The organism is Stenotrophomonas sp. 220_Sma, assembly GCF_056487375.1.
In genome coordinates this window covers 915,671-928,304 of record NZ_CM151348.1, presented here as the reverse complement: position 1 = coordinate 928,304, position 12,634 = coordinate 915,671, and the positions used below count along the sequence as shown (strand labels likewise).

At 67.3% G+C, this 12,634-nt stretch carries 10 protein-coding genes; 2 read left to right on the top strand and 8 right to left on the bottom strand.

Annotated features, from left to right (window positions below; all coding sequences use genetic code 11):
* Nucleotides 1-55: 55 nt before the first annotated feature.
* The gene (lpxH, locus tag ACZLIB_RS04370) at nucleotides 56-802 is read left to right on the top strand and encodes a UDP-2,3-diacylglucosamine diphosphatase (protein ID WP_423163951.1); all 747 of its coding nucleotides are present in this window, start codon (nucleotides 56-58) and stop codon (nucleotides 800-802) included.
* Nucleotides 803-889: 87 nt separating this feature from the next.
* Here the strand turns inward: lpxH and ACZLIB_RS04365 are convergent, their stop codons facing one another.
* Complete coding sequence (locus ACZLIB_RS04365) at nucleotides 890-2,143, bottom strand: zinc-dependent metalloprotease (protein WP_478469239.1); 1,254 nt, start codon at nucleotides 2,141-2,143, stop codon at nucleotides 890-892.
* A 225-nt stretch (nucleotides 2,144-2,368) separates the two neighbouring features.
* Here ACZLIB_RS04365 and ACZLIB_RS04360 point away from each other — a divergent pair, with 225 nt between their 5' ends.
* Entirely contained in the window at nucleotides 2,369-3,826 is a 1,458-nt protein-coding gene (locus tag ACZLIB_RS04360; protein WP_478469238.1) for a phospholipase effector Tle1 domain-containing protein, read from the top strand.
* A gap of 67 nt (nucleotides 3,827-3,893) precedes the next feature.
* Here the strand turns inward: ACZLIB_RS04360 and ACZLIB_RS04355 are convergent, their stop codons facing one another.
* From ACZLIB_RS04355 to ACZLIB_RS04325, 7 genes are all read right to left on the bottom strand, one after another.
* On the bottom strand, nucleotides 3,894-4,718 hold the full coding sequence (locus ACZLIB_RS04355) for a ferritin-like domain-containing protein (protein WP_478469237.1): 825 nt from the start codon (nucleotides 4,716-4,718) through the stop codon (nucleotides 3,894-3,896).
* A gap of 9 nt (nucleotides 4,719-4,727) precedes the next feature.
* Nucleotides 4,728-6,194 (bottom strand): amidophosphoribosyltransferase, encoded by a 1,467-nt coding sequence (gene purF / locus ACZLIB_RS04350; protein WP_032129068.1) that lies wholly within the window; start codon nucleotides 6,192-6,194, stop codon nucleotides 4,728-4,730.
* A gap of 30 nt (nucleotides 6,195-6,224) precedes the next feature.
* Nucleotides 6,225-7,004 (bottom strand): CvpA family protein, encoded by a 780-nt coding sequence (locus tag ACZLIB_RS04345; RefSeq protein ID WP_049400926.1) that lies wholly within the window; start codon nucleotides 7,002-7,004, stop codon nucleotides 6,225-6,227.
* A gap of 46 nt (nucleotides 7,005-7,050) precedes the next feature.
* Entirely contained in the window at nucleotides 7,051-8,079 is a 1,029-nt protein-coding gene (locus ACZLIB_RS04340) for an SPOR domain-containing protein (RefSeq protein WP_049400927.1), read from the bottom strand.
* A gap of 81 nt (nucleotides 8,080-8,160) precedes the next feature.
* The gene (folC, locus tag ACZLIB_RS04335) at nucleotides 8,161-9,432 is read right to left on the bottom strand and encodes a bifunctional tetrahydrofolate synthase/dihydrofolate synthase (RefSeq protein ID WP_049400928.1); all 1,272 of its coding nucleotides are present in this window, start codon (nucleotides 9,430-9,432) and stop codon (nucleotides 8,161-8,163) included.
* 41 nt (nucleotides 9,433-9,473) lie between these two features.
* Nucleotides 9,474-10,118: a histidine phosphatase family protein gene (locus ACZLIB_RS04330; RefSeq protein ID WP_010483945.1), complete on the bottom strand. Its 645-nt coding sequence runs from the start codon at nucleotides 10,116-10,118 to the stop codon at nucleotides 9,474-9,476.
* Nucleotides 10,119-10,367: 249 nt separating this feature from the next.
* Complete coding sequence (locus ACZLIB_RS04325; protein WP_049400929.1) at nucleotides 10,368-12,530, bottom strand: S46 family peptidase; 2,163 nt, start codon at nucleotides 12,528-12,530, stop codon at nucleotides 10,368-10,370.
* Between the last annotated feature and the right edge of the window lie 104 nt (nucleotides 12,531-12,634).

The following is a 12,634-nucleotide window of genomic DNA, read 5'->3' as shown; positions in this document are numbered from 1 at the left end:
GATCCCTTCGGTAGCGCCGGGCCATGCCCGGCGGTGGATGCCCTAGAATGCCTGCATGACCACGTTGTTCATTTCCGACCTGCACCTGGACCCCAGCCGTCCGGAGATCACCGACCTGTTCCTGCGCTTCCTGCGCGAGCAGGCGCCCGGCGCCGATGCGCTGTACATCCTCGGCGACCTGTTCGAAGCCTGGATCGGCGACGACACGCCCTCGCCTGCTGCCGATGCGGTGGCCGACGCGCTGAAGGTACTTTCCGACAGCGGCGTACCGGTGTACTTCATCCGCGGCAACCGCGACTTCCTGCTCGGCGAAGACTATGCGCGCCGTGCCGGCCTGCGCATCCTGCCTGACCCTTGCGTGATCGAGCTGTACGGCCGCCCGGTGCTGCTGCAGCACGGCGACCTGCTGTGCACGGACGACATCCCCTACCAGCAGTTCCGTGCACAGACGCGCGACCCGGTGTTCCAAGCGCAGTTCCTGTCGCAGCCGCTGGCCGCACGCATCGCCTTCGCGCAGAAGGCCCGGGAAACCAGCCAGGCCCGCCAGTCGGAAATGAAGCAGGATGATCGTGCGCAGTTCGAGTCGGTAACCGACGTGTCACCCGCCGAAGTCGATGCCACCTTCGTGCGCCATGGCGTGGACACCATGATCCACGGCCACACCCATCGCCCGGCGGTGCACACGCTGCAGGCCGGTGGCCGCGCCTGCAACCGCATCGTGCTGGGTGACTGGTACGAACAGGGATCGGTGCTGCGCGTGGATGTCGGCGGCTGGTCGCTGGATACGCTCGCGCGCGAATGATGGATCGCGGGGTGCCAACCAAGGTTGGCATCTACCAGGGCAGGTGAACGCACCCGGGTAGACGCCGACCTCGGTCGGCGGTTGGCCTCAGCGGAAGGCCGCGATGGTGGCCTTGGTATTGACCAGCACGCGCTGGTTGTCGGCGGTGCTGGCATTGCCCATCGGGATGCCGTTGTAGTTGATGTTCGGGTTGGACCAGTAGTTCAGGCGCGGGCAGCCGGCCGAGCAGTCATAAGCCATGATCGTGCGCCAGCGCGAACCGGAGGACGGCTCGTAGCGATAACCGTGCCCATAGGCATAGGGCGACGTGCTGGGATCACTGGCGATATCGTGCCGCGCACTCTGCAGGTGGCCGATCTCATGCGCGAAGGAGTAATAGCCGGTCGCGCAGTCCCAGTACACCGCCGCGAACGCCGTCGATGCCGTCGAACCGATGCCCGAGGCCAACCCGCAGTAGCTCGTGTTGTTGATCAGCAGCACGCCGACATCGGCCGCAGTGTTGTTGCGGCTGGTGTGGATGCTGTCCATGTAGCCGTCGCTGGTGTTGCGGAAGCGGGTCAGGTCGGTGGTGAAGTTGCCGGATTCGGTGTAGCTGGTGGTTTCATAGCCGGCCAGCTGCAGGGTGATGCCCACGTTGCTGTTGACGTAGCCCTGGTTGGATTCGGCCACCGCCAGCTGCACCAGCGACTGCATGTTGCCGCCATAGGCCGTTACCGCTGCATTGGTTGCCACCACCAGCACGCGGATGGTGGCCGGGGTACCGGACGAGGCCTGCGCGATGCCGATGCGGTCATTGTTGCCCATCGGGATTTTCGGCAGCTGGTTGTAGTCGGCCGGATGGTCGGCCGGCATCCGCGATTCATCCACTTCCACCAGTACATGCCGGTTGCCCAGTGGGCGCAGGCGATACAACTTGCCGTCCTTGCGGATCGAACCGGTGAGGGTGTTGCCCGAACGCACCAGGATCACTGAATTACCAGGATCATCCTGGCCATTCGAAGTGGCGGCAGTCAGCCGATCGGACGGCGAGCGCAACTGGCCGTACCAGATGCTGCCGCCATCGGGCAGGGCTTCCACCTTGCTGCGCACCGCCTGCACGCGCTGGCCAAGCAGTTCGAACTCCAGCTGCAGCTGCGCAGTGGCAGCAGCGTCGACACGCACTTCCTGTACCGTCGCGGTGGACGGGGTGGCCAGCAGCTTGCCCAGCGCGGGCTCACTGTTTGCCGATGCGCGGCTGATGACCGTCACCGGCTCGAACAACGGTGCCGCATGCGCGGCCGCTGCCACCGACAAACCCAACACCAGGCCACCTGCCGCTTTGCCAATCGATCTGGACAACATTGCGTCGCTCCTTGAATGATGTGAACAGCGTTGATGCAGCACGCCCGGGTCTACCGGGTCTGGCCATCTGGCCTGCGCGGGTCGTGTGAATTCAATAGAAGATGGGAATGAAAATCAGGAACTGTGATCGACCGCATCTGCGTTAAGTAAGGTCAAAAGCGTCACTACACTTCGCCAATACACCGCTTTCGCGCTACCGTGACGCAGCCACGACGGGGAATGCACATGGCACCATCGCAGGACACGGACGAAGATGTCGGCTTGCTGCGGATCGGCCTGTTCTTCGATGGCACCCGCAACAACGCACACAACCTGGCACGCGGTCGCCCACAGGTTCCGCAGCCACGCCCGGCGCAGCTGCGCGCGGATGATGATTCGACCTACCAGAGCCGGCTGACCAGCAGCTACGACAACGGCCTGACCAACATCGCGCGCCTGCAGCAGCTGTATCCGGACAGCCGCCGCGATGCGATGGCCGCACCTTCGCTGTCGATCTATGTCGAGGGCGTGGGGACCCGCGATGATGCCGATGACGATCTGATCGGACTGGCCTTCGGCATCGGTGCCAGTGGCGTTCGCGCGAAAGTGCAGCGCGCGCTGCAGGTGCTGCTGCCGGCGGCACTGGCCGAGCTGTCCGCGCGCTGGCAGCGACCGCTGCGTGGCGTGCAGCTGGATCTGTTCGGCTATTCGCGCGGTGCTGCCGCGGCACGTGATATCTCAAACCAGCTGCAGGCCTGGGACAGCGCGCGCTGGCGCCAGCTGCTGCAGGGCGCCGGCCTGCCCTGCACTGCGGACTTCGCCGCCGTCACGCCGGTGCTGCGCTTCATCGGACTGTTCGACACCGTGGTTGCAGTCAATGGTGGCCGCGCCGATGAACACCCGCAGCTCGCCCTGCGCAGTGACATCGCGGCACACGTCGTGCAACTGGCCGCGCGTGACGAGCATCGCCAACACTATCCATTGACCAGCGTCGCGCCAACGTTCACCGAGGTCGCCCTGCCCGGCGTGCACGCCAACATCGGCGGTGGCTACAACCAGCTGGAAGAAGGGCCCAAGCTGCTCAGCCGTCCGCGCCGGCAGCAGCTGCGCCGCCCAGCGGTTTCCGACTACCAGGTCCCTTCACTGGCGTTGCTGCAGGCCACCACGGCCTACGCCGAAACGCAGGCCGACGCCGAACGCTGGCGGCAGCAGCTGGGCGTGGGTGAAAAGGAGATCTGGGTGGATGTCTGGCACCAGTGGCAGCAGCAGCGTCGCGCCGGCAGCCGCAGCGTGCTGTTGTCGCCGGTGCTGTATGTGACCGCCGCGGTGGTGCTGCGTCGGCGCATCGACTGGCGTTACCAGCTGATCGCACTGCAGGTGATGCAGCAGCAGGCCATCGATGCTGGCGTGCAATGGACCGCCAATGCCGCTGGAGTTCCCGGCTGGGAGCTGCCGTCCGCCCTGCAGCCAATTGCACGCCGACTGGTGGCCGGACAGCCGCTGACGCAGACACAGGAGGCGCTGCTGCGACGGCGTTACCTGATGCAGTCGGCGCACTGGAACTTCGATGCACTGGGCGACACCGCACTGACCTACGCCGCCGATGCCGGCGTCAGCGAACTGCCGTACCGGCCGGGTCCCGGCCTGTTCTACATCAACCGGCCAACGGTGGATGGCAAGCGCGTGGTGTTGCCGAACGCATGAAAAAAGGGACGGAGGGGATTAAGTCGTTTGTGCCACAAACGACTTAATCCCCTCCGTCCCCTTTTCTTCAGCCGGCCTGTTCAACCAGGTTGGCCAGCTCATCCGCATCGAACCCGGCCAGCAGGCGCGCTTCGATGTTGAATGGCCCATGCAGGTAGCCGCCGGCGTACTCCACCAGCAGTTCCTTGAAGCGCGCACGCGGCTCGACAGCGGCGCGGTCGCAGTACCAGCGATACCAGCGCGAACCGGCAGCGACGTGCGCCACTTCCTCGCGCAGGATCACTTCCAGCACATCGGCGGTTCCGCCATCGCCGACATTGCGCAGCTTCCCGATCATGCCGGGCGTTACGTCCAGGCCGCGCGCTTCCAGCACGCGCGGCACCAGCGCCATGCGTGCCAGGCCGTCATGGGCAGTCTTTTCGCACATTTCCCACAGGCCGTTGTGCGCTGGGAAATCGGCATAGTCGTGGCCATGCACCTGCAGGCGTTCGCGCAGCAGCATGAAGTGCCGCGATTCGTCGTCGGCACAGCTGACCCAGTCGGCATGGAACGCCGGCGGCAGGCCACGGAAGCGGTATACCGCATCCCAGGCCAGGTCGATCGCGTTGAGTTCGATATGGGCGATGGCGTGGATGAAGGCGGCACGCCCTTCCACACCGCCCAGTCCACGCCGCGGCACTTCACGCGGATGCACCAGCACCAGCTGCGGCGGCCGGCCGGGCATGCGGATCGGCTCCGGCGGCGGTGCATCGGCCGCCACCTTCAGGCGGCCAGCACGGAACGCGGCGGCATAGGCCTGGGTCAGCGCCACCTTGCGCAGCGGGTCGGCTTCGGCCAGGCACTGCTGCGCAGCGCGCAGCAGGTCGCCACCAACGTCGGGTACATCGACCACGCCTGGACCTCAGGCGCGGCGCTTGTGCTTGGCGTCGTCCGAACGCAGCTGCTGGATGCGCTCGAAGTAGCCCGGCTCGATACCCGTCGGGTAGTGGCCGTTGAAGCAGGACGAATCGAAGTTGCGCAGCGCCGGGTTGCCCTCGCTCACCGCCGCTTCCATGTCTTCCAGGTCCTGGTAGATCAGCCAGTCGCAGCCCAGGTGGGCTTCGATCTCTTCCACGGTGCGGTTGTGCGCGACCAGCTCTTCGGCCGCCGGCATGTCGATGCCGTAGATGTTCGGGTAGCGCACCGGCGGTGCCGCGCTGGCCAGGTAGACCTTGCGCGCGCCCGCATCACGGGCCATCTGCACGATCTGCTGGCTGGTGGTGCCGCGCACGATCGAATCGTCCACCAGCAGCACCACGCGGTTGCGGAACTCCAGGTGGATCGGGTTGAGCTTGCGGCGCACCGACTTCACGCGTTCGCCCTGGCCCGGCATGATGAAGGTGCGGCCGATGTAGCGGTTCTTGATGAAGCCTTCGCGGTACTTCACCCCGAGCACGTTGGAGATCTCCAGCGCGGCATCGCGCGAGGTATCCGGGATCGGGATGATGGTGTCGATGTCGTGGTCCGGGCGCAGGCGCAGGATCTTCTCGCCCAGCTTGATGCCCATGCGCATGCGCGCCTTGTGCACCGAGACGTTGTCGATCATCGAATCCGGGCGCGCGAAGTACACGTATTCGAAGATGCACGGGGTGTGCTCGGCCGGCTCGGCGCAGATTTCCGAGAACAGCTCGCCACGCGCGGTGATCACCAGCGCTTCGCCCGGCTGCACGTCGCGCACGCGCTGGAAGCCCAGCACGTCCAGCGCGGCCGACTCGGAGGCGACGATGTACTCGTCACCTTCGGCGTGGCTGCGCTTGCCCAGTACCAGCGGCCGGATGCCATGCGGGTCGCGGAAGGCGACCAGGCCCAGGCCCAGCACCACGCTGACCACCGCATAGCCGCCCTTGCAGCGGCGGTGCACGCCGGCCACCGCGCGGATCGCGGCTTCCGGGCTGAGCTGGCGCTGCTGCTCCAGTTCATAGGCGAACACGTTCAGCAGCACTTCGCTGTCCGAATCGGTGTTGACGTTGCGGCGGTCCTGTTCGAACACCTGCTGGCGCAGCGCTTCGGTGTTGATCAGGTTGCCGTTGTGGGCCAGCGCGATGCCGTACGGCGAATTGACGTAGAAGGGCTGTGCCTCGTCCATGCCTTCCGAACCGGCGGTCGGGTAGCGCACATGGGCGATGCCGACGCTGCCTTCCAGGGTGGACATGGTGCGGGCATCGAACACATCGCGGACCAGGCCGGTGGCCTTCTGCACGCGCAGGCGGCTGCCGCTGGCGGTGGCGATGCCCGCCGCATCCTGGCCACGGTGCTGGAGAACGGTCAAGCCGTCATACAACTGCCCGGCGACGTTCTGGTTGCCGACGATTCCGACGATGCCACACATGGTGCGAGGTCTCCGCTGGGCTGTGCCCAGTTACAAGGAAGGTGGCCGTACCTGGCCGCGGTGGTCGCCGCGCGCGCGGTCGACGTTGGCCGGATCGCCCGGCTCGATACTGTCCGGCAGTGCAGGAGCGTCCGGGCGCACTTCGGCCGGATCGTAGGAATCGCCCTGTTCCGCTTTCGCAGGCCGCAGCCATCCGCTGCCTGCCACTACCTGGTTGAGGATGCCATTATCGCCTGCCGCGCCCGGCTTTCCCAACCCGGCGCCTGCGTTCTTCCCCAATTCCATCAATGCAGATGGGGACAGCGCGTCGGTCGGCAAGGCCTTGGGCAGCAGATCGGCCCCGGGAACCTCCCAGTGCGGCAGTTTGCTGTTCATCCAGGCCACGGTCGGGTTCAGCAACGGACGCACCGCCGAGCGCTGCCACGAGGGTTCGGCGGTCAGCGGGGTGAAGCTGCCCAGCAGCAGCAGGACCGCGGCGATCAGGCCGCCTCGCACCGCGCCCAGCACCCCGCCCAGCAGGCGGTCCAGGCTGGTCAGCATGCTGCGGTGGACCAGGGCCTTGATGACCATGCCGATCACCGCGACCACGATCATCACGCCGATGCCGACCCCCAGGTAGCCACCGACGAAGTGCTCGCCTCCGGGGGCCGCCGGCGCGGCCCACCAGTGGGCCGCGTCATTACCGAAGGCGAAGGCCGCCCACGCGGCCAGCAGCCACGACAGAGTGCCGATGACGATTCCGACGAAGCCGCGCAGCATCCCCAGCAGGGTCGAGGCGGCGATCACGATCAGCAGCACCACGTCGATCATGGCGCCCCGCTCCTTCGGCGGCGCTGGCAACGGGGCTGCGCGTGGGTCATGGGTGCGGTCGGACCATGCCGGCCACGCCGACCTTGGCGGCGACCTGCGCCTTCAGCTGCTCGGCGTCAGCGCGGTTGGCCACCGGCCCGACGCGGACGCGATGCAGGGTTCCCTTGTCCGTGCGCACCTGCTCGACGAAAGCGCTGAAGCCAGCGGCACGAACCTTGTCGCGCAGGGCATTGGCATCGTTGGCCTGACCGAACGCGCCCAGCTGCACGGCAAAGCCGACGCCGCTGGCAGCCGGTGCTGCCGGTGTGGTCGGCGCCGTCGCCGGCTTGCTGGCGGTGGCCTCCGGCTTCGGTTCGGGCTTCGGCGCCGGCTTCGGCGGTTCCGGCTTGGCGGCCGGCGGCGCGGTCGCCGTTGGCGTGCTCGGCGGCAGGCTTTCGCTGCGGACCGGGTTGCCGCTGGCCGAGGGCGCAACAGCTGCGGACGGGGTGCTGGCGCTCGGCGCAGCCGGTGCCGGGGTGGCCGCAACCGGGGCACTGCTGCCGGCCGCCGCGTCCAGGGTGATCACTTCGGCCTTCACATCCGCACGGATCTTCACCGCCTGCAGGCGGGCCGCTTCGGCCTGGGCACGGTCGGCGTAAGGTCCAACGCGCACGCGCCATGCCTGGCGGCCGTTGATGGTGGCCGTTTCGGCGAAGCCCGGCAGCTGCGAGCGCTTCAGGTAGGCGATCACCGCATCGGCGTCGGCCTTGCTGCCGTAGGCACCGAAGGTGACCGCATAGTTGCCGGCGGCGACTGCCGGCGAGGTGTCCACGGTCGGCGGCGTAGCCGGCGTGGCAGCCTCCTGCAGCGGCTTGGCCTGCCCGGTCTGCAGGCCGGTGGCGCCACCGGCCGGGGCGACCAGAGGCAGCTCACGGGTTTCGAACTGGCCATCGGCCGGCGCATCCGGCGCGGCGATCGGCACATTGGCGACACCGCTGTCGGGTGCGGGTCCCTTGACCAGCATCGGCAGGAAAATCACGGCCAGTGCCACCAGCACGATGGCACCAATCAGACGCTGTTTCAGAGGCGTATCCACGTGAGGCAGGCAACTGTCCGGAGATTGCCGTCGATTATACGGGTGCCGGACCGGCCGGCGTCGGCGTTGGCTGAACGCGGATCAGGCGTCGCCCTGCAGCCACTGCAGGGCCGCAGCGGCGGTATGGAAGGAGCCGAACACCAGCACCCGGTCACCCCGCTCAGCCTGGGCCAGCACCTGCGCCAGCGCCTGTTCGACGCTATCGGCCAGCGGTGCCTTGGCCGCCACCGTACCGCTCAGGCGTGCCTGCAGCTGAGCGGCGCTCTGCCCACGCGGACCGTCCAGCCCGGCCAGGGTCCACTCGCCCACCACGTCCTGCAGGGCCTGCACCACACCCGCCGCGTCCTTGTCCTGCAACGCGGCGTACACCGCCAGGGTGCGGCCGGCTGACACTTCGGCCTTCAGCGCACGCGCCAGCTGGCCCGCCGCCTGCGGGTTGTGGCCCACGTCCACGCGGATCTGCACGCCGTCGCGCTCGAATGCCTGCATGCGGCCGGAGATTCGCGCTGCTGCGATACCCGCGGCCCACGCCGCACGCGGCACCGGCTTGTCCAGCGCGCGCAGGGCGGCGATGGCAGCACCGGCATTGGCCAGCTGGATCGGGCCGGCCAGCGCCGGGGTCGGCAGCTCCATGCGCAGGCCGACGTCGCGCCAGCGCCAGCGCTGGGCGTCGATCGGCTCGTAGAAGTAATCGCTGCCGCCGCGGATCGCGTTGGCACCGACCAGATAGGCACGCGCCAGCACGCTGGACGGCGGATCGGTCTCGCCCAGGATCACCGGCTTCCAGCCACGGATGATGCCGGCCTTCTCGGCGCCGATCGCTTCGCGGTCCTCGCCCAGCCACTCGGCATGGTCGATGTCCACGGTGGTGATCACCGCCACGTCGGCGTCGACGATGTTGACCGCATCCAGGCGGCCGCCCAGGCCCACTTCCAGCACCGCCAGGTCCAGCCCGGCGTCGGCGAACAGCTGCAAAGCAGCGAGCGTGCCGTACTCGAAATAGGTCAGCGTGGTGTCGCCGCGTGCCGCTTCGACGGCATTGAACGCAGCAACCAGCGCCGCATCGTCGACATCCTGGCCATCGATGCGCACGCGCTCGTTGTAGCGCAGCAGGTGCGGCGAGGTGTAGGCACCCACCTTCCAACCGGCAGCACGGCCGATGGCCTCGATGAAGGCCACGGTGGAGCCTTTGCCGTTGGTGCCACCGACCACGATGGTGCGCCCGGCCGGCGCGCCAAGACCCATCGCCGTGGCCACGGCGCGCACGCGCTCCAGGCCCATGTCGATGGTCGCCGGGTGCTGGCGTTCAATGTAATCCAGCCAATCGGCCAGGGTGGTCGGGGTGTTCGTCACGGCAGTGCTTCCAGCAGGTACAGGTGGTTCGGTGTGGCGGGTCAGAGTGCGCGGTGCTTGGCTTCGCCGAAGAACGGCGTGTGGTGGGCGCAGTCGTTCAGGCGCACCACTTCCAGGCTGTCCAGGTCGGCGCCTTCGAGCAGGTTGAGCGTGGTCGGCGCCTGGCGGAAGGTCCACAGGCGGGAAATCGGCAGGCCCAGCACCTTGCACAGGATCACGCGGTTGACCGCATCGTGCGCAACCACCAGCAGGGTGTCGTGCTCGCCGAGGCCTTCGGTGGCACGGGCCAGACCACGCCAGCTGCGTTCCAGCACCAGCCGCAGCGATTCGCCACCGGGCATCAGCACGGTATCGGGCTCCTCGCGCCAGGCCTGCAGGCGCGACGGATCCTTTTCGTTGATCTCGCTGGCGAGCAGGCCTTCCCACTCACCGTGGGCGATTTCCTGCAGCTCCGGCTCGGTCAGCAGCATGTCGGCACGCGCGGCGCCAAGCGCCAGCTGCGCGGTGCGCTGCGCGCGCGACAGCGGCGAGGCGACGGCACGGGTGATGTCCACCGAGGCCAGGCGGGCACCCAGTGCCTGGGCCTGGGCTTCACCGATCGGCGAAAGCGGAATATCGATCTGGCCCTGGTAGCGGCCTTCGGCGTTCCACGGCGTTTCGCCGTGGCGGGCAAGCAGGATGCGCATGCGTGCAAGGGGTCCTGGGGGGAGGAGGTTTCCGCGTTTCGTTCACATCCTGTGAAGTACGCGGAACAGGGATGATACCTGTTCGGCGCACCGGGCCGGGCCGGGCATGAAAAAACCCCGCGACGTGGGTCGCGGGGTTTCGGAAACTCCGGCTATCTGGTCGAGGTTGCCGGCCAGCGGCCGGCACTACCCTCGGTACAGGCAGTAGATCCACGCCATGCGTGGATGGACCGCCCGGAACCGCGAACCTTACTTGACCAGGTTCAGTTCCTTCAGCAGCTGCGGCGCCGGCGCCACTTCCTGCATGATCCACTGCATGTAGCGGCTGTCGACGGCGATCATGCGGGTCATCACCGGGTCGAACACCCAGTTGGAGCTGACCGATTCCCAGTTGCCATCGAAGGCCAGGCCGACCAGCTTGCCGTTGGCATCCAGCACCGGCGAACCGGAGTTGCCGCCGGTGATGTCCAGGTTGGACAGGAAGTTCACCGGCACCGAACCAATGCGCTTGTCTTCCAGGCCGCCGTAACGCTTGGCCTTGACCGCATCGAGCAGCGCCTTCGGCGAATCGAACGGATCTTCACCGGTTTCCTTCGCCGCCACGCCTTCCAGGGTGGTGAACGGGGTGTACTTCACGCCGTCCTTGCCATAGCCCATGACGTTGCCGAAGGTGATGCGCAGCGACAGGTTGGCATCCGGATAGACGAACTCGCCCTGGCTCTTCTTGTAGTCGGCCACGGCCTGCAGGTACAGCGGGCGGGCGGTCAGTGATTCGCCTTCGCGGATCTTCTTCTGCTCTTCCTGCTTCAGCAGTGCCGGCATGACGGCCACGGCGTACTGGATGGCCGGATCGCTGCTGGCTTCAAACGCGGCACGGTCGGCCTTGAACCACTTCAGGCGATTGTCCAGGCTGCCCAGCTCGGTGCCGCCCAGCTTGTTCACCAGCGACTTGACCGCAGCGGCATCGCTGCCGGCCAGCCACTTGTTCAGCACTTCGTTGTCGCGCTGCGCGGCCGGCAGGGCCACGTACTGGTCCAGCCAGTAGGTCTGCAGCTGCTGGTCCATCTTTGCCACGTAGCGACGGTCCATCTGCTTCAGGCCACCTTCGATGGTGGTCAGGTCGCGTTCCTGGTAACCGGCCTCGCGCTCGGCATCCGGCTTGCTGCGTTCGATCGACAGGCGGTACAGGGTGATCGCTGCGCCAACGGCCGAGGTGTTGTTGAACTGGCCGACGAACAGGTCGCGTTCGCGGGTCGACTTGCTGGTATCCAGATGCTTGAGCAGCTGCGCGTGGGCGGCCAGGGCCGGCTTGCCGGCAGCACCCTGCTTCTTCAGCCAGGCCAGCACGGCGGCTTCTTCAGCCTGCTTCTGGCCGGCGGCGTCGATGCGCTTGAAGCCTTCCAGCTGGCCCAGGTAGTTCTTGGCCACGTTGTTCATGCTGGCGGCGGTCGCGGCGTACTTCACCTTGACGTCGGCGTCGGCCTTGCCGGCATCGGCGATCATCTTCAGCACCGCGTTGTAGTGCTTGGCGATGGTCGGGTAGGTGAAGCTGGCGGTTTCGTTGAACTCACCGGCCAGTGCATAGCGGTTGGTGCGGCCCGGGTAGCCGGCCACCATCACGAAGTCGTCGGCGCCCAGCGGCTGGTCGGCGAACTTCAGGAAGTGCTTGGGCTGGTACGGCACGTTGTCGGCGGCGAAGGCGGCCGGCTTGCCGTCCTTGCCCACATAGGCGCGGTAGAACGAGAAGTCGCCGGTGTGGCGCGGCCACATCCAGTTGTCGACGTCGCCGCCGAACTTGCCGACGCTGCCCGGGGGCGCGTAGACCAGGCGCACGTCCTTGATTTCCATGTTGCGGAACAGGCGGTAGGTGTTGCCGCCGGAGAAGCTGTACAGGCGGCAGCGGAAGCCGGCATCGGCTTCACAGGCGGCGACCTGGGCCTTGTCGAAGGCGTCCAGCGCGCGGCTGCGGGCCAGCGGATCGTTGCCGGCGCCAGCAATGGCGGCCTTGGCCTGGGCGGTGACGTCGGTGATCTGGTCGAGCACGAACACGCGGGCGTTCGGGCCGGCGCTCAGTTCGTCCTTCAGGGTCGGCGCGTTGAAGCCGTCCTTGATCAGGTTCTTCTGCGCGGTCGAATTCAGCTGGATGGCGCCATAAGCGCAGTGGTGGTTGGTGACCACCAGGCCCTGCGGCGAGACGAAGCTGGCGGTGCAGCCGCCGAGGGCGACGACCGCGCCCATCGGGTCGCCGGTCAGGTTGGCCAGCTGTTCCGGGGACAATTTCAGGCCGGCCTTCTGCAGCGGGCCGGCGATTTCCGGCAGCTGCTGCGGCACCCACATGCCTTCAGCGGCATGAGCGACCTGGGCCAGCCCAAGGCTGGCGACGATGGAGAATGCAAGCAGGTTCGAGCGCATGGAGCGGCCCCTGGTAGTGGAACCTTCGATTGTAGCCCGCCGCCCTGCCCCGGCCCGAACCCCGGAAGTCATGGGCCTGCTTCTTGCTCTGCCACGCGCACGTG